The following is a 23,869-nucleotide window of genomic DNA, read 5'->3' on the forward strand; positions in this document are numbered from 1 at the left end:
TTCCTTTACGCTAACCCTTTTCAGGCCAGGAGTGAGCCATGCTGCGCGTTATTGATACGGAAACCTGCGGTCTGCAAGGCGGGATTGTCGAAATTGCCTCTGTGGACGTTGTTGATGGTGTCATTACCAACCCGATGAGCCATCTCGTGCGCCCGGACCGCCCTATCAGCCCGCAGGCGATGGCGATCCACCGTATTACCGAAGCAATGGTTGCCGACAAGCCATGGATTGAAGAGATCGTTCCGCATTATCAGGGCTGCGCATGGTATGTGGCGCACAACGCCAGTTTTGACAGCCGGGTATTGCCGGAGATGCACGGCGAATGGATTTGCACCATGAAGCTGGCGCGTCGGCTGTGGCCTGGCATCAAATACAGCAATATGGCGCTGTATAAATCCCGCAAGCTCAGCGTGACGCCGCCGCCCGGCCTGCATCATCACCGCGCGCTGTATGACTGCTATATCACCGCCGCTCTGCTCATCGACATCATGAATGTTTCCGGCTGGACGCCTGACGAAATGGCGGATATTACCGGGCGTCCGGGTCTGATTACCACCTTTAGTTTTGGCAAATACCGTGGTAAACCGGTTGCCGAAGTGGCGCAGGACGATCCCGGCTATCTGCGCTGGTTGTTCAATAACCTGGATCGGATGAGCCCGGAACTGCGCTTAACGCTCAGGCATTATCTGGGGGAATGATTATTCCGCCGCATGACCCGGCAGCGTCTCCTGCGCCAGCGCGATCAGAAAGGTATATTCCATTGCCACGCCTTCATAGCTTTTGAATCGCCCGGATTTCCCGCCGTGGCCGGAATCCATGTCCGTGCAGAGCAACAGCAGGTTCTCGTCCGTTTTTAGCTCGCGCAGCTTTGCCACCCATTTCGCGGGCTCCCAGTACTGCACCTGCGAATCATGCAGGCCGGTCGTCACCAGCAAGTGCGGATACGCTTTCGCCTCGACGTTATCGTAAGGGCTGTAGCTTTTCATGTAGTGGTAGTATTCCGCATTCTTCGGATCGCCCCACTCTTCAAATTCACCGGTAGTCAGGGGGATGGATTCATCCAGCATGGTGGTCAGCACATCGACAAACGGCACCTGGGCGATAACTCCCCGGAACAGCGATGGCCGCTGATTAATCACTGCCCCCATCAGCAGACCGCCCGCGCTGCCGCCCATGCCAAAACAGAGATCCGGATGACCATACCCTTGCGCCAGCAACGCATCGCAGACATCCAGATAATCATTGAAAGTATTTTTCTTGCACAGGAATTTGCCGTCTTCATACCATTTCTGACCCAACTCGCCGCCACCGCGAATATGGGCGATCGCGAAGACAAATCCCCGGTCAAGCAGACTCAGACGGCTGGTACTGAAATCCGCATCCATACTCGAGCCGTAAGAGCCATAGCCGTATACCAGCAGCGGATTGCTGCCTTTGCGAAAATGTGCTTTGTGATAAACCAGCGACACAGGCACTTCCACCCCATCGCGCGCATTCACCCACAGGTGTTCACTGCGGTAGACGCTGCTGTCAAACCCTTTCACTTCCTGCTGTTTCAGCACCCGTCGTTCGCCGGTATCCATATCCAGCTCAAACAGCGTGTCGGGCGTGGTCATCGACGAATAGCCATAGCGCAGGCGTGAGGTCTCCGGTTCCGGGTTGTAGGCAAGCCAGGTGACATAAGCGGGATCGTCAAAGGCGATACCGGTCACTTCGCGCGTTTTACGGTTGATTTGCCGCAGGCTGGTTAACCCTCGCTGGCGTTCTTCAACCACCAGCCAGTCGGTAAACAGCGTAAAGCCTTCCAGCATCACTTCATCGCGCGCGGGGATCAGTGTCTCCCACTGCCCTTCATCACGCACCGTGGAGCGGTACAGGCCGAAATTCTTGCCATCGCGGTTGGATCGCACATAAAAACGGTGCTGATAGTGGTCGAGGCTGTACTCATGATCTTTGCGTCGCGGGAGAAAAACTGTTGGCTGCGCATCCGGCAGCTCAGCGTCCAGCAGCAAAACTTCACTGGTCGTGGCGCTGGCTAAATAGATCAGCACAAAGTGGCGCGACGTGGTTTTATGCAGGCTGACGTAAAAAGTCTCATCATGCTCTTCGTACACCAGTGCATCACTCGCCATCGGCGTGCCGACGGTGTGCCGCCACACCTGATACGGCAGCAGCGTGACCGGATGTTTACGCACGTAATAGAGCGTCATAGAGTCATTGCCCCAGACCACATCCGGCGTGACATTATCCAGCAGTTCGGGATACCAGTTACCGCTCACAAGATTTTTCAGCCGCAGCCCGTATTGTCGCCGCGAAAGATAGTCTTCCGCCAGCGCCATAATGGTGTTATCGGGCGAAATCGCCATGCTGCCGAGGGTATAAAACTCGCTATGCGCGGCGCGCTGGTTGGCATCAAGAAGCTCTTCCCATTCCTCCCACTCCGCTTTAATCGCTGACTGTCGCTGATAGATGGCGTACTCGCACCCCGGTTCATAACGATACCGGTAGCGGTAACCGTTGCGGATATAAGGGGCAGAGATCTCCTGCTGCGGGATGCGGTCGACAATCTCTTTGAGCACCCGATCCTGCAGGGCACTCTGGGAATCCATCACCTGTCGGCCATAGTCGTTTTCCTGTTTCAGGTACTCAAGCACTTCCGGCTGCGAACGGGAGTCGTCACGCAGCCAGTAGTAATTATCGATTCGTGTGTCACCATGTAAAGTCATGGCGTGAGGGCGTTTTTTCGCTTTGGGTAACATCGCTTTGTACTTTTTATTCCACATCCTTTAAGGGTGGCAAAAGTCAGCGATGATGCAAGCGAAACATGTCACGGAACCGTTAAAGTGCCTGTTTTTGTTGCTGAAGATCCTGTTCGATGCTTGTACGAACGTCCTGCGGGATGTTTAACGCATCGCCAAGCGCGTTCAGATAACTGCGTTCCATAAAATGATCGATGTCGATGGCGGCACAACTGAGGAAGTAGAGTTCCAGCGCCTCCTCTTCATTCTGCACATCGCGCGCCAGCAGTTGCGGGTCGAGCGGTTGTTCGATGGCCTGCGCCACCAGCGCCCTGCCTTGCGCCTCAACACCCGCTTCGCGCATCTGTTGTTCAATCGCCGCACGCTCTTTGTCGTCAATGTGCCCGTCGCTTTTTGCCGCAAACACCAGTGCCAGGATCAAGCGCCCGGTACGCGCATCCAGAGAGGCGGGTTGAGCTTCAGGCACTGGTGCTGTCTGCGTAGCGCCGCCCATTCGATCTTTATATTTGTTCCACAGCACCGTTCCGGCAATCGCGCCACCGCCTGCCAGCAACGCACTGGTGCCATATTTCGCCAGCAGTTTGCGCGACGACTTGCTGGAAAGCAAAAGCCCTGCCAGCCCGCCCAGCGCACCAGGAACCAGCAGTTTGCTTAACCCCTGATCGCCACCGGTGGAGGCGGTGCCGCTGTTTTGCCCCAGTAACGACTGCAATTGATTTAACCAGTTAGACATTTTTCACCCCGAAATGGACAAACGTAATCCACAGAATAAACACGGACTTGTCAGGAAATGTCTGTTCCGGCTAAAGAAGCGCAAATAAGTCATGCCGTGGTCAGCAAGACAGACGCAAACGTTTTCGTCTATAATGCGCCATCGCTTTTTACCTCGGATAAACGTTATGACTTTATTAGGAACGGCGCTGCGCCCTTCAGCCACGCGCGTGATGTTGTTAGGTTCTGGAGAACTGGGTAAAGAAGTCGCTATCGAGTGCCAGCGACTGGGCCTGGAAGTGATCGCGGTCGACCGTTATGCCGATGCCCCGGCGATGCACGTCGCGCATCGTTCGCACGTCATTAATATGCTTGATGGCAACGCCCTGAAAGCGCTGGTTGAGCAGGAAAAACCCGATTTTGTCGTGCCTGAGATCGAAGCTATCGCCACCGATATGCTCATCGAACTGGAGGCGGCCGGGCAGAATGTGGTCCCCTGCGCCCGCGCGGCGAAACTGACCATGAACCGGGAAGGCATTCGCCGCCTTGCCGCCGAAGAACTGGCGTTGCCGACCTCCCCCTATCGTTTTGCTGACAGCGAAACCGCGTTCAGAGACGCGGTGGACGCGATTGGATACCCCTGCATTGTCAAACCAGTCATGAGCTCGTCCGGCAAGGGCCAGAGTTTTATTCGCTCTGCTGCGCAGTTGAGTGATGCCTGGCAGTATGCCCAACAGGGCGGCCGTGCCGGTGCCGGGCGCGTGATCGTTGAAGGGGTGGTGAATTTTGATTTCGAAATCACTCTGCTCACCGTCAGCGCCATTGATGGCGTTCATTTCTGTTCGCCGATCGGCCATCGTCAGGAAGATGGCGATTACCGTGAATCCTGGCAACCGCAACAGATGAGCCCGCTGGCGCAGGCGCGCGCCGAAGAGATCGCCCGTAAAGTGGTACTGGCGCTTGGCGGTTACGGCTTGTTTGGCGTTGAGTTGTTTGTTTGCGGCGACGACGTCATTTTCAGCGAAGTCTCCCCGCGCCCGCACGACACCGGTATGGTGACGTTGATTTCTCAGGATCTGTCAGAGTTTGCCCTGCACGTTCGTGCGTTTCTTGGTCTGCCCGTTGGCGGCATCCGTCAGTACGGGCCATCGGCGTCTGCCGTCATCCTGCCCCGGTTGACCAGCCAGAACGTTACCTTTGATAACGTGCAGGCGGCGGTTGGCGCTGGGGTGCAACTGCGTCTGTTTGGTAAGCCGGACATTGACGGTTCGCGTCGCTTAGGTGTGGCGCTGGCCGTGGCGGAAAATGCTGAGCAGGCGGTGGCGCTCGCCAAAACGGCGGCGGCGTCTGTGGTCGTGAAAGGGTAATAAAAACGCCCGGTGGCGCAACGCTACCGGGCTATTTGCGGAAACTTACTTCGCGCCGTCTACCGCTTCGCGCGCCAGTTTCGTAATACGATCCCAGTCACCCGCTTCCAGCGCATCTGCCGGAACCAGCCAGGATCCGCCGATGCACAGCACGCTTTTCAGCGCCAGGTAATCACGGTAGTTCGCCGGAGAAATACCACCGGTTGGGCAGAAACGGATGTTACTGAACGGACCGGCAATCGCCTGCAGCGCTTTCACGCCGCCGTTGGCTTCCGCCGGGAAGAATTTAAATTCTTTCAGACCGTAATCCATGCCCAGCATCAGTTCAGAAACGGTGCTGATACCTGGGATCAGCGGAATGGTGCCTTCCGTTGCCGCTTTCAGCAGCGGCTCAGTCAGACCCGGGCTGATGGCGAACTGCGCGCCAGCGTCCGTCACGTCTTTCAGTTGTTTGACGTTGGTGACGGTACCCGCACCGATGATCGCGTCAGGCACTTCTTTGGCAATGGCGCGGATCGCGTCAAGCGCACAGTCGGTACGCAGAGTCACTTCCAGTACGCGGACACCACCGGCAACCAGCGCTTTCGCCATCGGCACCGCATGTTCCAGTTTTTTCACTACGATAACCGGTACTACAGGCCCGTTGGTCAGGATTGCTTCTGCTGTTGTTTTCCAGTTTTTCATCAGAGTTTTTCTCTCGCCAGATCGATAATTCTTGTCGTCTTAAAACGTGATGCAGGTTGCACCCTGCTCTGCGCCGGACAGTTTTTCACGCAGTGCGCCAAACAGTTCGCGGCCGGTACCTGTGCGCGAGGCGCTCAGGTCAGGAATATGCGGCTGACGGGCAGCCAGTTCGGCGTCATCCACCAGCAGCGTCAGTTCGCCGGTCTGCCCGTTAACACGGATCATGTCGCCGTCGCGGACTTTGGCTAACAGACCGCCATCGTACGCTTCCGGGGTGACGTGGATAGCTGACGGCACTTTGCCTGATGCGCCGGAAAGTCGCCCGTCGGTCACTAACGCTATTTTGAAACGGCGGTCCAATAATACACCTAAAGGCGGCATAAGTTTATGTAATTCTGGCATGCCGTTCGCTTTTGGTCCCTGATGGCGCACCACGACGACACAGTCTTTGTCCAGCAACCCGGCTTCAAAGGCAGGCAGCACGTCATGCTGGCTCTCAAAGACCACCGCAGGTGCTTCGATAACCTGGTTCTCTACCGGCACAGCAGAGGTTTTCATCACCGCGCGGCCAAGGTTGCCACTGAGCACTTTGGTGCCGCCATGGTGTGAGAACGGTTTGTCGAACGAGGCGATGATGTCGCTGTCGAGCGAGGCAGCCGCCCCTTCGCGCCACTCCAGCTCGCCGTTGTTCAGCCACGGCTCCATGGTATAGCGTGACAGGCCAAAGCCCGCCACGGTGTTGACGTCTTCATGCAGCAGACCGCCTTTCAGCAGTTCGCGCACCAGCACCGGTACGCCACCCGCCGCCTGGAAATGGTTGATATCCGCCGGGCCGTTCGGATAGAGACGTGCCATTAACGGGACCACATCGGAAAGTTCAGAGAAGTCGTCCCAGTTGATGATAATACCCGCCGCGCGGGCCATCGCCACCAGATGCATGGTGTGGTTCGTCGAGCCGCCGGTCGCCAGCAGCGCAACGATGCCATTGACCACTACTTTTTCATCAAATAACTGACCGAGCGGCATCCATTCGTTGCCATTGCCAGTCATGCGAGTCACCTGACGCGCGGCGGCAGCCGTTAACGCTTCGCGCAGCGGCGCATCCGGGTGAACAAACGACGAGCCCGGCAGTTGCATGCCCATAAACTCGACGACCATCTGGTTAGTGTTCGCCGTGCCATAGAAAGTGCAGGTCCCCGGCGCGTGATACGACGCCGCTTCAGACTCCAGCAGCGCCATGCGGTCAACTTTACCTTCCGCATACAACTGACGGATGCGCACTTTTTCTTTGTTGGGCAGACCGCTGGCCATCGGGCCGGACGGAATAAAAATAGACGGCAAATGACCAAACGACAGCGCAGCCATCGCCAGACCCGGGACGATTTTGTCGCACACGCCGAGATACAGTGCGCCGTCGAACATGTTATGAGAAAGCCCCACTGCCGCCGACATGGCGATCACTTCGCGGCTCAACAGAGACAGTTCCATACCGTCCTGTCCTTGCGTCACGCCGTCGCACATGGCTGGCACCCCACCCGCCACCTGGCCGACGGCGTTCGCGCTGTGCAGCGCTTTACGAATGATATCCGGGTAGTGTTCGTACGGCTGATGCGCCGAGAGCATATCGTTATAGGAGGTAATGATAGCGATATTGTTACGCAGCATGCTTTTCAGCGCGGCTTTATCGTCCGGCTGGCAGGCAGCAAAACCGTGCGCCAGGTTTCCGCAGGCCAGTTGAGAACGATGCACCGTCGTCGTCTTCGCCTGGTGGATCCGTTCGAGGTACGCCGCGCGGGTCTCTCGCGAGCGGTCAATAATTCGCTTTGTTACGCGTAACATTATCGGGTTCATAGAAGCTCCTCAAATTTATCTGTCCGGGCTGCGGGATTAACAAGACAGTCAGTAATGTTTAACAATGCTGAAACGCTTGAATGCCGGAGCTCAGGGGCAAAATCGCTTCAGTCAGTGTAATAAAAAAAACTCCGCGGGGAAATCCACGCGGAGCTTATTAGTGCAAAAAATCACCGTTAATGTGTATCAGATCATGTTACCGGTAAAATAACACTTCTGAAGAAGCGAACTCTGGCTTACTCAAACTCATTCCAGGAACGGCCATCACGGGTGATCATCGCCACGGAAGCGACCGGCCCCCAGGTACCTGCCTGATACGGTTTCGGCGCATCCTGATCCGCCGCCCAGGCTTCGGTAATGGAGTCGACCCATTTCCAGGCCTCTTCCACTTCATCACGGCGCACAAACAGCGCCTGAATGCCACGCATGGTTTCCAGCAGCAGGCGCTCGTAGGCATCTGCCAGATGCGTCTGATTGAAGGTTTCGGAGTAGCTCAGATCCAGCTTGGTGATCTGCAGGTTATGTTTGTGGTCCAGACCCGGCACTTTGTTCAGCACCTGGATATCCACCCCTTCGTCCGGCTGCAGACGGATCGTCAGTTTGTTCTGTGGCAGATCCTGCCATGACTCTTTGAACAGGTTCAGTTCAGGCGTTTTGAAGTAGACCACCACTTCTGAACATTTGGTCGGCAGACGCTTACCGGTACGCAGGTAGAACGGCACGCCCGCCCAGCGCCAGTTGTCGATGTCAACACGAATGGCAACAAAGGTTTCGGTATTACTGCTCTTATTGGCGCCCTCTTCTTCCAGATAACCCGGCACTTTTTTGCCTTGCGCAAAACCGGTGGTGTACTGACCACGGACGGTTTTTTCACGCACGTTGGAGCGATCGATGCGGCGCAGCGACTTCAGCACTTTCACTTTTTCGTCACGGATGCTGTCCGCACTGAGATCTGACGGTGGCGACATCGCAATCATGCACAGAATCTGCAGAAGGTGGTTCTGAATCATGTCGCGCATCTGCCCGGCCTGATCGAAGTAGCCCCAGCGGCCTTCAATGCCCACTTCTTCTGCAACGGTGATTTCCACGTGATCGATCGTGCGGTTATCCCAGTTGTTAACGAACAAAGAGTTGGCGAAGCGCAGCGCCAGCAGGTTCAGTACCGTCTCTTTACCGAGATAGTGGTCGATGCGGTACACCTGGCATTCGTCAAAATACGTCCCTACCTGATCGTTAATTTCGCGGGAGGTTTCCAGCGAGGTGCCGAGCGGTTTTTCCATGACCACGCGTGCCGGTTTGGCGTTCAGTTTCGCTTCGCCGAGACCTTTGCAAATTGCGCCAAACGTGCTTGGCGGCATGGCGAAATAGTTAATGGTCACGCGCTCTTTTTGATCGAGCATTTTGCCAAGGCGGGAAAAGGCTTTAGTGTCATTGACGTCCAGATTGCAGAAATCCAGTCGGCCGCTCAGCGTATCCCATAAACCTTCATCAATTTTTTCCTTCATGAAGGTTTCCAGGGCTTCACGCACAACGTTGGTGTACGCGGCTTTATCCCAGTCTGCACGTCCGACCCCAATGATGCGAGTATCAGGGTGAATTTGCCCTGATTTTTCGAGTTGATACAGGGAAGGCAGCAATTTACGACGAGCCAGATCTCCCTTGGCGCCGAAAATGACCAGATCGCATGCCTGGGCTGTTTGCGTTACCGCCATGTCATTCTCCTTAGTTGATTTCCCGGCACTGACGCCAGGACTTCGTTGTAATTTTATTACGATGCACTGTACTGTGTTTACGTATTTCCCGAAACCCCATTCCGCGCTTTGCGATGCTAAAGCGCATCCTTTGAAAAAGTGCGCGCGCAGATTTCAGGCAAGTGGCTAATTTTGTTCGTTCTTTCGCCCTGAATATCGTCACTAAAACACGACTCTGATCAAGTAATGAAAAAAAACAACATTTCCGCTCGTTGTTCCTTACCTTTACCGTCTTCCGGGGGGTATATTCTTGCTAATTCGCATGACGATTTCACCCATTTCAGAAATCGCTTTAGTTGATGAGCGTTTAATAATGAACATGCTTGAAAAAATCCAGTTCCACCTTGAACACCTTAGCAAATCTGAACGCAAAGTGGCTGAAGTCATTCTCGCCGACCCGGCTCAGGCCATTCATTCAAGCATCGCCACCCTTGCATTGCAGGCTGGCGTCAGTGAACCCACGGTGAACCGTTTTTGCCGTAGCCTCGAAACCCGCGGTTTTCCGGATTTCAAACTGCATCTGGCGCAAAGCATCGCCAACGGCACGCCCTATGTTAATCGCAATGTCGATGAAGATGACAGTGTTGAAGCTTATACCAGCAAAATCTTCGAATCGGCGATGGCAAGCCTGGATCACGTTCGCCAGTCGCTGGATATGGGCGCAGTGAATCGTGCCGTTGACATGCTCACTCAGGCGAATAAGATCGCCTTTTTTGGTCTCGGCTCCTCCGCTGCCGTCGCACACGACGCGATGAACAAATTTTTCCGCTTCAACGTCCCTGTCATCTATTCCGACGACATCGTTCTGCAACGTATGAGTTGTATGAATTGCAGCGACGATGACGTCGTGGTGCTGATTTCCCACACCGGCAGAACCAAAAGCCAGGTCGAACTGGCGCAACTGGCAAGGGAAAACGACGCCATGGTGATCGCCATTACGTCTGCCGGTACACCGCTTGCCCGTGAGGCCAGCCTGGCCATTACACTGGATGTTCCGGAAGATACTGACATTTACATGCCCATGGTTTCGCGCCTGGCACAATTAACTGTTATCGACGTACTGGCGACCGGTTTTACACTACGCCGGGGGGCAAAATTCAGAGATAACTTGAAGCGAGTCAAGGAAGCGCTGAAAGAATCGCGTTTTGATAAGGAATTGCTGCTGCGCAGCGATAATCATTAAAAATCGAAAACCAGGTTGTAACTTATTTGTACATTCGGTTAAGTTCCTCCAGAGTTAACGTGGAGAACGAACCCGAATTCCTTTTCACGCAACACCAAAGTTGTATCAGTCAACGGAGTATTACATGTCCAGAAGGCTTCGCAGAACTAAGATAGTCACCACGTTGGGCCCGGCAACTGACCGCGACAATAATCTCGAAAAAATTATTGCGGCGGGCGCTAACGTAGTTCGTATGAATTTCTCTCACGGCACCCCCGAAGACCACAAACTGCGTGCTGATAAAGTGCGTGAAATCGCAGCCAAACTGGGCCGCCACGTTGCCATCCTCGGCGATTTGCAGGGGCCAAAAATTCGTGTTTCGACCTTCAAAGAAGGCAAAGTTTTCCTCAATATCGGTGATAAATTCCTGCTTGATGCCAGCCTCGGTAAAGGCGAAGGCGATAAAGAAAAAGTTGGCATCGACTATAAAGGTCTGCCAGCGGACGTGGTCCCTGGCGATATTCTGCTGCTCGACGACGGTCGGGTGCAGTTAAAAGTGCTGGATGTTCAGGGAATGAAAGTGTTCACCGAAGTGACCGTCGGTGGCCCGCTCTCTAACAACAAAGGCATCAACAAGCTCGGCGGCGGTCTGTCTGCCGAAGCGCTAACCGAAAAAGACAAAGCGGATATCCTGACTGCGGCGCAAATCAGTGTTGACTACCTGGCGGTCTCCTTCCCGCGTTGCGGCGAAGATCTTAACTACGCTCGCCGCCTGGCGCGCGATGCCGGTTGCGATGCCAAAATCGTCGCCAAAGTCGAGCGTGCGGAAGCGGTCTGCACCCAGGACGCGATGGATGACATCATTCTGGCCTCTGACGTGGTGATGGTTGCCCGTGGCGACCTCGGCGTGGAAATCGGCGACCCGGAGCTGGTAGGCATTCAGAAAGCCCTGATCCGCCGCGCCCGTAAGCTGAACCGTGCGGTGATCACCGCAACGCAGATGATGGAGTCGATGATCACCAACCCAATGCCGACCCGTGCGGAAGTCATGGACGTGGCGAACGCCGTGCTCGACGGCACCGACGCCGTCATGCTTTCTGCTGAAACCGCAGCCGGTCAGTATCCGGCGGAAACCGTTGCCGCGATGGCGCGCGTTTGCCTCGGCGCTGAAAAAATCCCAAGCATTAACGTTTCTAAACACCGTCTCGACGTTGAGTTTGATAATGTCGAAGAAGCGATCGCTATGTCGGCGATGTACGCAGCTAACCACCTGAAAGGCGTGACGGCGATTATCACCATGACGGAATCCGGTCGTACGGCGCTGATGACCTCGCGTATCAGCTCCGGCCTGCCAATTTTCGCCATGTCCCGCCATGAACGTACGCTGAACCTGACTGCCCTTTACCGTGGCGTGACGCCGGTCTTTTTCGACAGTGTTAATGAAGGCGTTTCTGCCGCGAACGATGCGGTGAATCTGCTGCGCGACAAAGGATATCTGATGTCCGGCGACATCGTCATCGTCACCCAGGGCGACGTGATGAGCACCATCGGTTCCACCAATACCACCCGCGTGATGACGGTTGAGTAACCCCTTCGCCGCCAGAACGAGAAAGCGCCCTGACGGGCGCTTTTTTATTTCTTCGGAAACAGCTCTTTGCGCTTGTAGGGCTCAATTTCACCCGGTTTGCGCGTTTTCAGCAATTTGAGGATCCAGGTGTACTGCTCAGGATGAGGAGTGACGAAAATCTCCACCTCTTCGTTCATCCGGCGGGCGATGGTGTTGTCATCCGCTTTCAGCAAATCATCCATCGGCGGACGCACTTCCACCGTCAGGCGATGGGTTTTACCATCATAGACAGGAAACAGCGGTACCACCCGGGCGCGGCACACTTTCATCAGGCGACCAATTGCCGGTAACGTCGCTTTATAAGTGCCAAAGAAATCGACGAATTCGCTGTGCTCCTCGCCGTGATCCTGGTCCGGCAGATAGTAACCCCAGTAGCCCTGACGCACCGACTGGATAAACGGTTTGATACCGTCGTTACGCGCATGCATACGGCCACCAAAACGGCGCCGTACGGTATTCCAGACATAATCAAAGACCGGGTTGCCCTGATTGTGGAACATGGCCGCCATCATCTGCCCTTGTGAAGCCATCAGCATTGCCGGGATATCGACAGCCCAGCCGTGCGGCACGAGAAAAATCACCTTCTCGTTATTGCGCTGCATCTCGTCGATGATCTCTTTGCCGCGCCAGTCCACGCGCCGCATGATCTTCTTTGGGTCACGCAGACCGAGCTCGGCCATCATCACCATCGCCTGCGGCGCGGTGGCGTACATTGCGTCGATCATCGCTTCCCGCTCCTGCTCGCTCTTTTCCGGGAAGCAGTAAAGCAGATTGATTTGCGCACGACGGCGTGAACTGCGGGCCAGTCGCCCGACCAGCGTACCTAACTTACCCAGCAGCGGATCGCGAAAGGATGGTGGCGTCAGCGCTATGCCCGCGAAGGCGGCAACGCCCAGCCATGAGCCCCAGAAGCGCGGATGCAAAAAGGATTTTTCAAAGACAGGAATAAACTCACTATTATTTTTTTTCGTTTCCATGCAGGTTCACAGTTGCGCCAGCAATTAAAGATAATGGGATAGTGTAGCGAGGTGTCCGCTATCGCACAAAACAAAAAGCCGGTGCGCGAAGGCACCGGCCTGAGAAAAGACAGGTTCTAATCGAAACGCAGCTGCGGCATCACCTCTTTCGCCTGCGCCAGGTAGTCGCGGCGATCGGCGCCGGTCAGCCCTTCGGTGCGCGGCAGTTTCGCCGTCAGCGGGTTGACAGCCTGCTGGTTGATCCACACTTCATAATGCAGATGCGGCCCCGTCGAACGCCCGGTGTTACCAGAGAGCGCGATGCGGTCACCACGTTTCACTTTCTGACCCGGTTTCACCAGCATTTTACGCAGGTGCATATAACGCGTGGTGTAGGTACGACCGTGGCGGATAGCAACATAATACCCTGCTGCGCCACTGCGTTTCGCCACTACCACTTCACCATCACCGACAGAAAGCACCGGCGTACCTTGCGGCATCGCGAAATCAACGCCACGGTGAGGCGCGACGCGGCCCGTTACCGGGTTCTGGCGACGCGGGTTAAAGTTCGAGGAGACACGGAACTGACGCGCGGTCGGGAAACGGAGGAAGCCTTTTGCCAGCCCGGTACCGTTACGGTCATAGAACTTGCCATCTTCAGCGCGGATAGCGTAGTAATCTTTGCCCGCAGAACGCAGACGTACGCCCAGCAACTGGCTCTGTTCACGTTTGCCGTCCAGCATTTCGCGGGACATCAGTACCGAGAACTGGTCGCCTTTTTTCAGCTTGCGGAAATCCATCTGCCATTGCATGGCTTTGATCACCGCGCTCACTTCACTGCTGGTCAGGCCCGCAGCCCGTGCGCTGGCGACAAAACTGCCGCCGACGGTACCGTTCAGAGTGCTGTTAACCCAGTCACCCTGCTGCATTTCGCTGCTCATTTTGAAACCGGTCGCGGTACGATCATACGTGCGGGTTTCACGGCGGGACATTTCCCAGGTCAGACGCTGCAGATCGCCGTCGGCGGTCAGCGTCCAGGAAAGCTGTTGACCAATCTTCAGGTTACGCAGATCTTTATCGGCACTCGCCAGTTGGGTGATATCACCCATATCAATACCATACTGATTCAGAACGCTGCTTAACGTATCGCCGGTTGACACTACATATTCATGCACACCGGCTTCGCTGGCGATTTTGTCGTCCAGCTCATCCTGGGGAATGGCTTCGTCTTCCTGGGCGGACTGATCGATAGGTTCACTGGCTTCGGGCAACAGCGAGCGGATTTCGTTGGTTTCCAGCTCAATGGTTCTGACAATCGGTGCGGATTCGGGATGGTAAACATAGGGTCGCCATACGGCGACCGCTAAAGTAAGAACGGTAAGCGACCCCAGCATTACGCGGTGAGGTCGCGGCAAGTTATTAAATGCCAGGGCGACAGAGCGGGCTATCTGTTGCACGTATTCACTTCCTCATTAATCTCCCTTCAGGCAGCTCGCATACTGGTTCGCCAGTTGGGTAAGAAACTGCGCGTAGCTCGTTTTACCCAACGTGATACTTGTTCCAAGAGGGTCTAAAGTTCCCATGCGCACGGACGTCCCTCTGGCAACAGCTTCTATGACGGCTGGCCTGAATTGTGGCTCAGCAAAAACGCAAGTCGCTTTCTGCTCAACCAACTGTGTTCTTATTTCGTGTAAACGCTGTGCACCAGGCTGTATTTCCGGGTTGACGGTAAAGTGACCAAGCGGGGTCAAACCGTAGTGTTTTTCGTAGTAGCCATAGGCATCATGAAAAACGAAATACCCTTTTCCTTTCAGCGGCGACAGCGCAGCAGTAACCTGTTTATCGGCGCGAGTTAAATTATCTTCAAACGCTTTCAGGTTTTCATCGAGCCGTGCTCGACTTTGCGGCATAAGTTCCACTAATTTGTCGTGGATTGCAACCGCTGAGAGGCGCGCTATCTCTGGCGAGAGCCAAAGATGCATGTTGTAGTCGCCATGATGGTGATGCTCGTCACTTTTTTCATCCTGCCCGTGATCGTGTCCGTGATCGTCATCGTCGTCATCAACGCCTTTTATGAGTAACGGTTTCACGCCATCGAGGTGCGCAATCGTTACCTTCTTGTTCGCCGCAATGCTTTGCGTTGATTTATCCATAAACGCTTCCATCTCCGGACCAATCCAGACCACTAAGTCTGCATTTTGTAAGCGTTTTACATCAGACGGGCGAAGTGAATAATCATGCTCGGAGGCGCCATCAGGAAGCAGCACCTGCGTCTCGGTAACGCCGTCTGCAATGGCTGATGCGATAAACCCTATTGGCTTAAGTGATGCTACGACGGCAGCGTTTACCGGCAGGCTCGCACCAGCCAATAACGCAGCAGAAATGCCTGCGCAAAGAAGCGTATTTTTATGTAACATAATGCGTCTACTATTCGTATTGTGTGTGGGAAATGTGATATTATAACATTTCCATTCGAGCGCAACCCTTTTATTGAAATGACGAATCTTGTAACGCTGGACAACGTCTCGGTCACTTTTGGTCAACGACGCGTGCTTTCTGACATTTCCCTGGTGCTAAAACCGGGGAAAATTTTGACTCTGCTTGGCCCTAACGGCGCCGGGAAATCGACGCTGGTGCGTGTGGTTCTTGGACTCATTACGCCGGATGAGGGTGTGGTGACACGTGAAACTACACTGCGCATCGGTTATGTGCCGCAGAAACTACATCTCGACGCCACGCTGCCACTGACCGTCAGCCGCTTTTTGCGTCTGCGCCCCGGTACGCGCAAAGCGGATATTCTCCCTGCCCTCAAGCGCGTACAGGCGGGTCACCTCATTGATGCTCCGATGCAAAAGCTCTCAGGCGGTGAAACGCAACGTGTACTGTTGGCGCGGGCGCTGCTGAATCGCCCGCAGTTACTGGTACTTGACGAACCCACGCAAGGGGTTGACGTCAACGGCCAGGTGGCGCTGTACGATCTCATCAACCAGTTGCGACAGGAGCTGGACTGCGCGGTGCTGATGGTCTCCCATGACCTGCATTTAGTGATGGCGAAAACCGATGAAGTGCTGTGTCTTAACCATCACATCTGCTGCTCCGGCACGCCGGAAGTGGTCGCGCTGCATCCGGAGTTTATGTCGATGTTCGGCCCGCGAGGCGCTGAGCAACTGGGCATCTACCGCCATCATCATAATCATCGTCATGATCTGCAAGGTCACATCATTCTGCGTCGGGGAAATGGTCGTCCATGATTGAATTATTATTCCCCGGCTGGCTGGCCGGGATTATGCTCGCCTGTGCGGCAGGTCCGCTTGGCTCGTTCGTCGTGTGGCGCCGCATGTCGTACTTTGGCGATACCCTCGCGCACGCCTCGTTGCTGGGCGTCGCTTTCGGCCTGTTGCTGGATGTAAACCCTTTCTATGCGGTGATTGCCGTCACCCTGCTGCTGGCCGCCGGTCTGGTCTGGCTGGAGCGCCGTCCACAGCTCGCTATAGATACTTTACTGGGGATTATGGCGCACAGCGCGCTGTCGCTGGGTCTGGTGGTGGTGAGCCTGATGGCCAACGTGCGGGTCGATTTAATGGCCTACCTGTTTGGCGATCTGCTGGCCGTCACGCCGGAAGATTTGCTCTCTATTGCGCTGGGCGTGATAGTGGTGGTGGGCATTTTACTGTGGCAATGGCGCAATCTGTTGTCGATGACCATCAGCCCGGACCTGGCGTTCGTTGACGGTGTAAAGCTGCAGCGCGTAAAACTGCTGCTGATGCTGGTAACGGCATTGACCATTGGCGTGGCGATGAAGTTTGTCGGCGCGCTGATCATCACGTCGCTGCTGATTATTCCTGCGGCGACCGCGCGGCGTTTTGCTCGCACACCTGAACAGATGGCCGCGGTTGCTGTGGGTGTGGGCATGATTGCGGTAACCGGCGGCTTAACCTTCTCGGCGATTTATGACACGCCAGCAGGACCGTCAGTGGTGCTCTGCGCGGCGCTGTTGTTTATTTTCAGCATGATGAAGAAAACCGCACAGTAACGGGTATTTCCCCGGTGGCGCTACGCTTACCGGGGCTACAAAAACCATTGCTGCTTATGGCAATTCCGGTGGTTTAATACCGAAGTGATCCCACGCCCGCACGGTTGCCATGCGCCCGCGCGGCGTGCGCTGCAAAAATCCCTGCTGGATCAGGTACGGCTCCAGCACATCTTCAATGGTTTCACGCTCTTCGCCAATCGCGGCGGCGAGGTTATCCAGCCCGACCGGCCCACCGAAGAATTTATCAATCACCGCCAGCAACAGCTTGCGGTCCATGTAGTCAAACCCTTCAACATCAACGTTCAGCATATCCAGCGCCTGAGATGCAACGTCCAGCGAGATAGTGCCATCATGACGAACCTCGGCGTAATCACGCACGCGGCGCAGCAGGCGGTTCGCAATACGCGGCGTACCACGGGAACGGCGAGCCACTTCCAGCGCACCCTCTTCGCTCAGCTCCAGCCCCATATAGCGCGCGCTGCGGCCAACAATATGCTGCAGGTCCGGTACCTGATAAAACTCCAGCCGCTGGACGATGCCGAAACGATCACGCAGCGGCGACGTCAGCGAGCCCGCGCGAGTTGTCGCGCCAATCAACGTAAACGGCGGGAGATCAATTTTAATGGAGCGCGCCGCTGGCCCTTCGCCAATCATGATATCGAGCTGGTAGTCTTCCATCGCCGGATAGAGCACCTCTTCCACCACCGGGGAAAGACGGTGAATTTCGTCGATAAACAGCACGTCATGCGGTTCAAGGTTAGTGAGCATCGCCGCCAGATCGCCCGCTTTCTCCAGCACCGGGCCTGACGTGGTGCGCAAATTCACGCCCATTTCATTGGCGACAATATTCGCCAGCGTGGTTTTTCCCAACCCTGGTGGGCCGAAAATCAGCAGATGATCGAGCGCATCACCACGCAATTTCGCCGCCTGGATGAAAATCTCCATTTGTGAGCGAACCTGCGGCTGGCCGATATACTCTTCAAGCAGCTTAGGACGGATGGCGCGATCCACCACCTCTTCCTCGCTGGTACTGCCTGCTGTGACCAGGCGGTCTGCTTCAATCATCCTTTACCTCACAACGCGGCGCGGAGCGCTTCGCGGATCAGGGTTTCACTGTTGGCGTCCGGTTTCGCAATTTTGCTCACCATCCGACTGGCTTCCTGAGGTTTATAGCCCAGCGCAACCAGCGCGGCAACCGCTTCCTGTTCCGCGTCGCCATCGGTGGCGCTGGCCGGTGACGTCAGCACCAGATCTGCCGCCGGGGTGAACAGGTCGCCATGCAGGCCTTTGAAGCGGTCTTTCATTTCGACAATCAACCGTTCCGCCGTTTTCTTGCCGATGCCCGGCAGTTTCACCAGTGCCGCCGCCTCTTCGCGCTCAACGGCGTTGACGAACTGTTGCGCCGACATGCCGGAGAGAATAGCGAGCGCCAGTTTCGGGCCGACGCCGTTGGTTTTAATCAGTTCGCGGAACAACGTGCGTTCTTGTTTGTTGTTAAAACCAAACAGCAATTGTGCATCTTCACGCACCACAAACTGGGTGAAGATCACCGCCTCTTTGCCAACGTCAGGCAGTTCATAAAAACAGGTCATTGGCATATGGACTTCATAGCCCACGCCTCCCGCTTCGAGTAACACCAACGGGGGTTGTTTTTCAAGAATGATGCCTCTGAGTCTGCCTATCACATGACGCTCCTGAACCTTAAAAGAGTAACTGCTGCCATAATAAAAAAAGGCTGGATAGATATCCAGCCTGATTTGTTATTATCTTAACCGCCCTCGCGCCAGATTTAACCGCGTTTCACTCATTTGCATCGCGTTCTGGCTGACGTGACAGTGGGTGATGGCGATGGCCAGCGCATCGGCGGCGTCTGCCTGCGGATTGGCGGGGAGTTTCAGCAGAGTACGCACCATGTGCTGCACCTGGCTCTTCTCTGCCCCGCCCGTACCGACCACCGTTTGCTTCACCTGACGCGCCGCGTATTCGAACACCGGCAGATCCTGATTCACTGCCGCGACGATAGCCACACCACGCGCCTGCCCGAGCTTCAGCGCCGAGTCGGCGTTTTTCGCCATGAACACCTGCTCGATAGCAAAAATATCAGGCTGAAACTGGGTAATGATTTCCGTCACGCCCGCGTAAATCAGCTTAAGGCGGGACGGTAAATCATCGACTTTGGTACGAATACAGCCGCTACCGAGATAGGTCAACTGGCGGCCCAACTGGCGGATCACGCCATAACCGGTGACGCGCGAACCCGGGTCAATGCCGAGAATAATTGCCATCACGCGCCTCCGGTTAGCGACTTATGCAGCAGCATTATAATGTTGCGGCAACTTCGTCGGAAATTTCACCGTTATGATAAACTTCCTGCACATCGTCACAGTCTTCCAGCATATCGATGAGACGCAGCAGTTTCGGCGCGGTTTCCGCATCCATGTCCGCTTTGGTGGACGGGATCATCGACACTTCCGCGTTATCGGCTTTCAGACCAGCGGCTTCCAGCGCATCACGCACGGCACCCATTTCTTCCCATGCGGTGTAGACGTCAATAGCGCCGTCATCAAAGGTGATAACATCTTCTGCACCCGCTTCCAGTGCCGCTTCCATGATGGTGTCTTCGTCGCCGGCTTCGAAAGAGATCACGCCTTTTTTGCTGAACAGGTAAGCCACTGAACCATCCGTGCCGAGGTTGCCGCCACACTTACTGAACGCATGACGCACTTCCGCCACAGTACGATTACGGTTATCAGACAGGCATTCCACCATCACGGCGGTGCCGCCAGGGCCGTAACCTTCATAAATGATGGTTTCCATGTTCGCGTCTTCATCACCGCCGACGCCACGCGCGATGGCGCGGTTCAGAGTGTCGCGCGTCATGTTGTTCGCCAGCGCTTTATCGATTGCCGCGCGCAGACGCGGGTTAGAGCCAGCGTCACCGCCGCCCAAACGCGCTGCTGTTACCAGCTCGCGAATGATTTTGGTAAAGATCTTACCGCGCTTGGCATCCTGTGCCGCTTTGCGGTGTTTGGTGTTGGCCCATTTGCTATGACCTGCCATAAGTTTTCCTCAAAGAGCGTGCCTTCTCAGGCAGCGTTAATTACAAATTCTTCAATCGCCTGCCGGTTGCTCCACGACTTGGTCATGGCGGCGGCGTCTACCGCGTCGACCCAGCGGTAAGCCAGATGCTCGCTAAACACGATTGACCGTTCGTGAGGCAGCGCAAGACAGAACCACGATTCCGTATTGCGCTCAATGCCCGGCGCGTAGCGATGACGTAAATGTGAAAAAATCTCGAACTCCACCGTGCGCTGACAGTCAATTAAGGCCAGTGGCTCGGACGTCACGTCAATGGCGACCTCTTCCTTTACTTCACGCGCGGCGGCCTGCAACGCGGTTTCCCCCTCTTCCAGACTGCCGGTGACCGACTGCCAGAATTCAGGATCGTCGCGCCGCTGTAGCATCAGCACCCGTTTCGTGTCCTGCGCATAGATAACAACCAGAACCGAAACGGGACGCTTGTATGCCATATCAGTTATTCTCTGCCTTTTTAATCACTTCAATGCCCAGTTCGGCCAGCGCCGTCGGGTTGGCAAAGCTCGGTGCTTCGGTCATCAGACAGGCCGCTGCCGTCGTTTTCGGGAAAGCGATAACGTCGCGGATGTTGTCTGTGCCGGTCAGCAGCATAGTCAGACGGTCAAGACCGAATGCCAGACCCGCGTGCGGCGGCGTACCAAACTTGAGCGCGTCCAGCAGGAAGCCAAACTTCTCACGCTGTTCCTGCTCATTGATACCAAGAATACCAAACACGGTCTGCTGCATCTCACCGTTATAAATACGTACGGAACCGCCGCCCACTTCGTAGCCGTTGATGACCATATCGTAAGCGTTCGCCACCGCATCTTCCGGCGCGGCTTTCAACTCGGCGGCGGTCATGTCTTTCGGTGAAGTGAACGGGTGATGCATCGCGGTCAGGCCACCTTCGCCGTCGTCTTCGAACATCGGGAAGTCGATGACCCACAGCGGCGCCCATTTGCTTTCGTCGGTCAGGCCCAGGTCTTTACCCAGTTTCAGACGCAGCGCGCCCAGCGCATCGGCAACCACTTTTTTGTTGTCCGCGCCGAAGAAAATCATATCGCCGTCCTGCGCGCCAGTACGCGCGAGAATGGTTTCCACAATCTCAGCGTTGAGGAATTTCGCCACCGGGCTGTTGATCCCTTCCAGACCTTTCGCGCGCTCGTTGACTTTAATATAAGCCAGACCTTTCGCGCCGTAGATCTTGATGAAATTGCCGTAGTCGTCAATCTGCTTACGGCTTAAGCTGGCCCCGCCCGGTACGCGCAGCGCAGCGACACGGCCTTTGGCATCGTTCGCCGGACCGGCAAACACGGAAAATTCGACATTTTTCAGCAGATCGGCAACATCCACCAGTTCCATCGGGTTACGCAGATCCGGTTTATCAGAACCGTAACGACGCTCAGCTTCAGCAAAGGTCATTACCGGGAAGGCACCCAGATCCACCCCTTTGATTTCCAGCCACAACTGGTGAATCAGCGCTTCCATCACTTCACGCACTTGCGGCGCAGTCATGAAGGAGGTTTCCACATCGATCTGGGTAAATTCTGGCTGACGGTCAGCGCGCAAGTCTTCGTCACGGAAGCATTTTACAATCTGATAGTAGCGGTCAAAACCCGACATCATCAGCAGCTGTTTGAACAACTGAGGCGACTGCGGCAGCGCGTAGAATTTGCCTTTATGGACGCGTGAAGGCACCAGATAGTCGCGGGCGCCTTCCGGCGTCGCTTTGGTCAGCATCGGAGTTTCGATATCAAGGAAACCGTGGTCGTCCATAAAGCGACGTACGAAACTGGTGATTCTGGCGCGGGTTTTCAGGCGTTGCGCCATCTCCGGGCGACGCAGATCCAGATAGCGGTATTTCAGACGCGCTTCTTCGGTGTTGATCTGGTTTGAATCCAGCGGCAGCGGCTCGGAACGGTTGATGATGGTGAGTTCAGTCGCAAACACTTCGACTTCACCGGTCGCCATATCGCGGTTGATGTTTTTCCCGTCACGGGCACGGACGGTACCGGTGATCTGGATGCAGAACTCGTTACGCAGTTCGGACGCTCGCTTAAACACATCTTCGCGATCCGGATCGAAGAACACCTGAACGATACCTTCGCGGTCACGCATGTCGATAAAAACAAGGCTTCCGAGATCACGACGGCGGTTGACCCAACCACATAGCGTCACCTGCTGCCCGACGTGGGACTGACGCAGCTGTCCGCAATATTCTGTACGCATGAGAGTTCCCTTAACTTAGCCGCAGGCCGATTGTCGCCTGCCTCGCAGGCACTACTGTCGCAGCTTTAGCTGAATGTCACAACTGGATGAAAAAAGGGGGCTATTATACTGGAAATTCTGCCGTACGATAAGTGCATCACGCACCAGACGCGCGTTTGCTGTACGCTTGTTGCGCGTTCTCACAAAAATTAACAAAATTTGTTGCGTTGACCGCCCGCCTCTCAGCGTAAGGTGAAGCCTCAAAATTCTGATGCTATGGAGATAACGATGTTGAAACTGAACGCAAAAACCACGGCACTGGTGGTCATTGATCTCCAGGAAGGGATTCTGTCGCACGCGGGTGGGCCACATTCCGCCAGCGAGGTGGTGACGAACGCGGCAATACTCGCGGCGAAATGCCGCCGTCAGGGCTCGCCGGTGGTGCTGGTCCGCGTCGGCTGGTCTGCGGATTACGGCGACGCACTGAAACAACCGGTCGATGCCGCTATGCCTGCAAACGCCTTGCCCGACAACTGGTGGGTTTACCCGCCGGCGCTGGGAAAACAGGACAGTGATATTGAAATCACCAAACACCAGTGGGGCGCGTTTTACGGCACTGATCTGGAACTGCAACTGCGCCGACGCAGCATTGATACGATTATTCTTTGTGGCATCTCAACCAGCGTGGGTGTGGAATCCACCGCGCGCAACGCCTGGGAGCACGGCTTCGCACTGGTCATCGCCGAAGATGCCTGCAGCGCAGCATTGGCGGAACAGCATCAGCATACAATGACCCACATCTTCCCGCGCATTTCCCGCGTGCGCAGTACAGAGGAGATCCTCGCGGCGCTATGATTTACATTGGCCTGCCGCAATGGTCGCACCCGAAATGGGTGCGGCTCGGCATCACCAGTCTGGAAGAGTACGCCCGCCACTTTAACTGCGTGGAGGGCAATACGACCCTGTACGCGCTACCAAAGGCGGAAATCGTTGCGCGCTGGCATGAACAAACCACGGATGATTTTCGCTTCTGCTTTAAATTTCCGGCCACCATCTCCCACCAGGCCTCGCTGCGCCATTGCGACGATCTCACCGCGGAGTTTTTCGAGCGCCTGTCACCACTGGCGGCGCGCGTCGGCCAGTACTGGCTGCAGTTACCCGCAACCTTTGGCCCGACCGATCTCCCTGCCCTGTGGCATTTTCTCGACACGCTGCCAACAATGTTCACTTACGGCGTGGAAGTCCGTCATCCGCTCTTTTTTGCCAAAGGCGAAGCGGAGAAAGAACTGAACCGCGGCCTGATGCAGCGAGGCGTGAACCGGGTGATTTTAGACAGCCGCCCGGTGCACAGTGCCATTCCGCACAGTGAAGCCATTATTGCGGCACAGCGTAAAAAACCGAAAGTGCCCGTGCATGCTATCGTGACGGCGCAAAATCCGCTGGTGCGCTTTATCGGCAGTGATGACATGACGCAAAATCGCGAACTGTTTGCCGTGTGGCTGAAAACCCTGCCGCAGTGGGCGAGCACCACCACACCTTATCTGTTTCTGCATACGCCGGACATCGCCCAGGCGCCAGAACTGGTCGATACGCTGTGGCACGATCTCCGTACAGCGTTGCCCGACGTTGGCGCCGCTCCCGCGATCCCGCAGCAATCTTCGCTATTCTGATATATGATAGTGACA

At 55.6% G+C, this 23,869-nt stretch carries 22 protein-coding genes; 8 read left to right on the forward strand and 14 right to left on the reverse strand.

Annotation, left to right across the window (positions count from 1 at the left end; all coding sequences use genetic code 11):
- Positions 1 to 38 precede the first annotated feature (38 nt).
- Positions 39 to 698 carry an exodeoxyribonuclease X gene (gene exoX / locus QMG90_RS12840; RefSeq protein ID WP_283280017.1) on the forward strand — a complete coding sequence of 220 codons (660 nt, stop codon included), beginning with the start codon at positions 39 to 41 and terminating at the stop codon, positions 696 to 698.
- On the opposite strand, the gene ptrB is transcribed toward exoX, so the two are convergent.
- Positions 699 to 2,759, reverse strand: a complete 2,061-nt coding sequence (gene ptrB, locus QMG90_RS12845; protein WP_283280019.1) for an oligopeptidase B — start codon at positions 2,757 to 2,759, stop codon at positions 699 to 701. It abuts the gene before it with no gap.
- Between the two features lie 79 nt (positions 2,760 to 2,838).
- Positions 2,839 to 3,492 (reverse strand): tellurite resistance TerB family protein, encoded by a 654-nt coding sequence (locus tag QMG90_RS12850; RefSeq protein ID WP_283280020.1) that lies wholly within the window; start codon positions 3,490 to 3,492, stop codon positions 2,839 to 2,841.
- A 166-nt stretch (positions 3,493 to 3,658) separates the two neighbouring features.
- Between QMG90_RS12850 and purT the strand changes: the two genes are divergently transcribed.
- The gene (gene purT, locus QMG90_RS12855; RefSeq protein WP_283280021.1) at positions 3,659 to 4,837 is read left to right on the forward strand and encodes a formate-dependent phosphoribosylglycinamide formyltransferase; all 1,179 of its coding nucleotides are present in this window, start codon (positions 3,659 to 3,661) and stop codon (positions 4,835 to 4,837) included.
- 45 nt (positions 4,838 to 4,882) lie between these two features.
- On the opposite strand, the gene QMG90_RS12860 is transcribed toward purT, so the two are convergent.
- The 3 genes from QMG90_RS12860 to zwf form a co-directional block, all read right to left on the reverse strand.
- Positions 4,883 to 5,521 carry a bifunctional 4-hydroxy-2-oxoglutarate aldolase/2-dehydro-3-deoxy-phosphogluconate aldolase gene (locus QMG90_RS12860; RefSeq protein WP_283280023.1) on the reverse strand — a complete coding sequence of 213 codons (639 nt, stop codon included), beginning with the start codon at positions 5,519 to 5,521 and terminating at the stop codon, positions 4,883 to 4,885.
- Between the two features lie 39 nt (positions 5,522 to 5,560).
- Positions 5,561 to 7,372, reverse strand: a complete 1,812-nt coding sequence (gene edd, locus QMG90_RS12865; protein ID WP_283280025.1) for a phosphogluconate dehydratase — start codon at positions 7,370 to 7,372, stop codon at positions 5,561 to 5,563.
- Positions 7,373 to 7,608: 236 nt separating this feature from the next.
- A complete protein-coding gene (gene zwf, locus QMG90_RS12870; RefSeq protein ID WP_283280026.1) occupies positions 7,609 to 9,084 on the reverse strand; it encodes a glucose-6-phosphate dehydrogenase in 1,476 nt (491 codons plus the stop codon).
- Positions 9,085 to 9,436: 352 nt separating this feature from the next.
- On the opposite strand from zwf, the gene QMG90_RS12875 reads away from it, so the two are divergent.
- Positions 9,437 to 10,306 (forward strand): MurR/RpiR family transcriptional regulator, encoded by an 870-nt coding sequence (locus QMG90_RS12875; protein ID WP_283280028.1) that lies wholly within the window; start codon positions 9,437 to 9,439, stop codon positions 10,304 to 10,306.
- 124 nt (positions 10,307 to 10,430) lie between these two features.
- Positions 10,431 to 11,873 carry a pyruvate kinase gene (gene pyk, locus QMG90_RS12880; protein WP_283280030.1) on the forward strand — a complete coding sequence of 481 codons (1,443 nt, stop codon included), beginning with the start codon at positions 10,431 to 10,433 and terminating at the stop codon, positions 11,871 to 11,873.
- A gap of 44 nt (positions 11,874 to 11,917) precedes the next feature.
- On the opposite strand, the gene lpxM is transcribed toward pyk, so the two are convergent.
- The 3 genes from lpxM to znuA form a co-directional block, all read right to left on the reverse strand.
- Positions 11,918 to 12,889 (reverse strand): lauroyl-Kdo(2)-lipid IV(A) myristoyltransferase, encoded by a 972-nt coding sequence (gene lpxM, locus QMG90_RS12885; protein ID WP_283280032.1) that lies wholly within the window; start codon positions 12,887 to 12,889, stop codon positions 11,918 to 11,920.
- Between the two features lie 116 nt (positions 12,890 to 13,005).
- Positions 13,006 to 14,325: a murein DD-endopeptidase MepM gene (mepM, locus tag QMG90_RS12890; RefSeq protein ID WP_283280035.1), complete on the reverse strand. Its 1,320-nt coding sequence runs from the start codon at positions 14,323 to 14,325 to the stop codon at positions 13,006 to 13,008.
- Between the two features lie 15 nt (positions 14,326 to 14,340).
- The gene (gene znuA, locus QMG90_RS12895) at positions 14,341 to 15,285 is read right to left on the reverse strand and encodes a zinc ABC transporter substrate-binding protein ZnuA (protein ID WP_283280037.1); all 945 of its coding nucleotides are present in this window, start codon (positions 15,283 to 15,285) and stop codon (positions 14,341 to 14,343) included.
- A 78-nt stretch (positions 15,286 to 15,363) separates the two neighbouring features.
- On the opposite strand from znuA, the gene znuC reads away from it, so the two are divergent.
- Positions 15,364 to 16,119, forward strand: a complete 756-nt coding sequence (znuC, locus tag QMG90_RS12900) for a zinc ABC transporter ATP-binding protein ZnuC (RefSeq protein WP_283280039.1) — start codon at positions 15,364 to 15,366, stop codon at positions 16,117 to 16,119.
- The gene (znuB, locus tag QMG90_RS12905; protein WP_283280041.1) at positions 16,116 to 16,901 is read left to right on the forward strand and encodes a zinc ABC transporter permease subunit ZnuB; all 786 of its coding nucleotides are present in this window, start codon (positions 16,116 to 16,118) and stop codon (positions 16,899 to 16,901) included. Before znuC ends, znuB begins: the two co-directional genes overlap by 4 nt.
- Before the next feature lie 54 nt (positions 16,902 to 16,955).
- Here the strand turns inward: znuB and ruvB are convergent, their stop codons facing one another.
- The 6 genes from ruvB to aspS form a co-directional block, all read right to left on the reverse strand.
- The gene (ruvB, locus tag QMG90_RS12910; RefSeq protein WP_283280043.1) at positions 16,956 to 17,966 is read right to left on the reverse strand and encodes a Holliday junction branch migration DNA helicase RuvB; all 1,011 of its coding nucleotides are present in this window, start codon (positions 17,964 to 17,966) and stop codon (positions 16,956 to 16,958) included.
- 8 nt (positions 17,967 to 17,974) lie between these two features.
- A complete protein-coding gene (gene ruvA, locus QMG90_RS12915) occupies positions 17,975 to 18,586 on the reverse strand; it encodes a Holliday junction branch migration protein RuvA (RefSeq protein ID WP_038153498.1) in 612 nt (203 codons plus the stop codon).
- 78 nt (positions 18,587 to 18,664) lie between these two features.
- The gene (gene ruvC, locus QMG90_RS12920; RefSeq protein WP_283280045.1) at positions 18,665 to 19,186 is read right to left on the reverse strand and encodes a crossover junction endodeoxyribonuclease RuvC; all 522 of its coding nucleotides are present in this window, start codon (positions 19,184 to 19,186) and stop codon (positions 18,665 to 18,667) included.
- A gap of 34 nt (positions 19,187 to 19,220) precedes the next feature.
- The gene (locus QMG90_RS12925; protein ID WP_054180659.1) at positions 19,221 to 19,961 is read right to left on the reverse strand and encodes a YebC/PmpR family DNA-binding transcriptional regulator; all 741 of its coding nucleotides are present in this window, start codon (positions 19,959 to 19,961) and stop codon (positions 19,221 to 19,223) included.
- A 26-nt stretch (positions 19,962 to 19,987) separates the two neighbouring features.
- Complete coding sequence (gene nudB / locus QMG90_RS12930; protein WP_283280048.1) at positions 19,988 to 20,431, reverse strand: dihydroneopterin triphosphate diphosphatase; 444 nt, start codon at positions 20,429 to 20,431, stop codon at positions 19,988 to 19,990.
- 1 nt (position 20,432) lies between these two features.
- On the reverse strand, positions 20,433 to 22,205 hold the full coding sequence (gene aspS / locus QMG90_RS12935; RefSeq protein ID WP_283280049.1) for an aspartate--tRNA ligase: 1,773 nt from the start codon (positions 22,203 to 22,205) through the stop codon (positions 20,433 to 20,435).
- Between the two features lie 267 nt (positions 22,206 to 22,472).
- Here aspS and QMG90_RS12940 point away from each other — a divergent pair, with 267 nt between their 5' ends.
- Together QMG90_RS12940 and QMG90_RS12945 are read left to right on the forward strand one after the other, a co-directional pair.
- Positions 22,473 to 23,039: a hydrolase gene (locus tag QMG90_RS12940; RefSeq protein WP_283280051.1), complete on the forward strand. Its 567-nt coding sequence runs from the start codon at positions 22,473 to 22,475 to the stop codon at positions 23,037 to 23,039.
- Entirely contained in the window at positions 23,036 to 23,854 is an 819-nt protein-coding gene (locus tag QMG90_RS12945; protein WP_283280053.1) for a DUF72 domain-containing protein, read from the forward strand. The genes QMG90_RS12940 and QMG90_RS12945 overlap by 4 nt, the downstream gene beginning before the upstream one ends.
- Positions 23,855 to 23,869 lie beyond the last annotated feature (15 nt).

It is taken from the genome of Trabulsiella odontotermitis, from assembly GCF_030053895.1.
In the GTDB taxonomy this organism is placed as follows: domain Bacteria; phylum Pseudomonadota; class Gammaproteobacteria; order Enterobacterales; family Enterobacteriaceae; genus Trabulsiella; species Trabulsiella odontotermitis_C.

What these genes read in the sequence shown, in the direction of transcription:
- exoX (WP_283280017.1), top strand. Translation starts at nt 39, where the DNA reads ATGCTGCGCGTTATTGATACGGAAACCTGCGGTCTGCAAGGCGGGATT.
- ptrB (WP_283280019.1), bottom strand. Translation starts at nt 2,759, where the DNA reads ATGTTACCCAAAGCGAAAAAACGCCCTCACGCCATGACTTTACATGGT.
- QMG90_RS12850 (WP_283280020.1), bottom strand. Translation starts at nt 3,492, where the DNA reads ATGTCTAACTGGTTAAATCAATTGCAGTCGTTACTGGGGCAAAACAGC.
- purT (WP_283280021.1), top strand. Translation starts at nt 3,659, where the DNA reads ATGACTTTATTAGGAACGGCGCTGCGCCCTTCAGCCACGCGCGTGATG.
- QMG90_RS12860 (WP_283280023.1), bottom strand. Translation starts at nt 5,521, where the DNA reads ATGAAAAACTGGAAAACAACAGCAGAAGCAATCCTGACCAACGGGCCT.
- edd (WP_283280025.1), bottom strand. Translation starts at nt 7,372, where the DNA reads ATGAACCCGATAATGTTACGCGTAACAAAGCGAATTATTGACCGCTCG.
- zwf (WP_283280026.1), bottom strand. Translation starts at nt 9,084, where the DNA reads ATGGCGGTAACGCAAACAGCCCAGGCATGCGATCTGGTCATTTTCGGC.
- QMG90_RS12875 (WP_283280028.1), top strand. Translation starts at nt 9,437, where the DNA reads ATGAACATGCTTGAAAAAATCCAGTTCCACCTTGAACACCTTAGCAAA.
- pyk (WP_283280030.1), top strand. Translation starts at nt 10,431, where the DNA reads ATGTCCAGAAGGCTTCGCAGAACTAAGATAGTCACCACGTTGGGCCCG.
- lpxM (WP_283280032.1), bottom strand. Translation starts at nt 12,889, where the DNA reads ATGGAAACGAAAAAAAATAATAGTGAGTTTATTCCTGTCTTTGAAAAA.
- znuA (WP_283280037.1), bottom strand. Translation starts at nt 15,285, where the DNA reads ATGTTACATAAAAATACGCTTCTTTGCGCAGGCATTTCTGCTGCGTTA.
- znuC (WP_283280039.1), top strand. Translation starts at nt 15,364, where the DNA reads ATGACGAATCTTGTAACGCTGGACAACGTCTCGGTCACTTTTGGTCAA.
- znuB (WP_283280041.1), top strand. Translation starts at nt 16,116, where the DNA reads ATGATTGAATTATTATTCCCCGGCTGGCTGGCCGGGATTATGCTCGCC.
- ruvB (WP_283280043.1), bottom strand. Translation starts at nt 17,966, where the DNA reads ATGATTGAAGCAGACCGCCTGGTCACAGCAGGCAGTACCAGCGAGGAA.
- ruvC (WP_283280045.1), bottom strand. Translation starts at nt 19,186, where the DNA reads ATGGCAATTATTCTCGGCATTGACCCGGGTTCGCGCGTCACCGGTTAT.
- QMG90_RS12925 (WP_054180659.1), bottom strand. Translation starts at nt 19,961, where the DNA reads ATGGCAGGTCATAGCAAATGGGCCAACACCAAACACCGCAAAGCGGCA.
- nudB (WP_283280048.1), bottom strand. Translation starts at nt 20,431, where the DNA reads ATGGCATACAAGCGTCCCGTTTCGGTTCTGGTTGTTATCTATGCGCAG.
- aspS (WP_283280049.1), bottom strand. Translation starts at nt 22,205, where the DNA reads ATGCGTACAGAATATTGCGGACAGCTGCGTCAGTCCCACGTCGGGCAG.
- QMG90_RS12940 (WP_283280051.1), top strand. Translation starts at nt 22,473, where the DNA reads ATGTTGAAACTGAACGCAAAAACCACGGCACTGGTGGTCATTGATCTC.
- QMG90_RS12945 (WP_283280053.1), top strand. Translation starts at nt 23,036, where the DNA reads ATGATTTACATTGGCCTGCCGCAATGGTCGCACCCGAAATGGGTGCGG.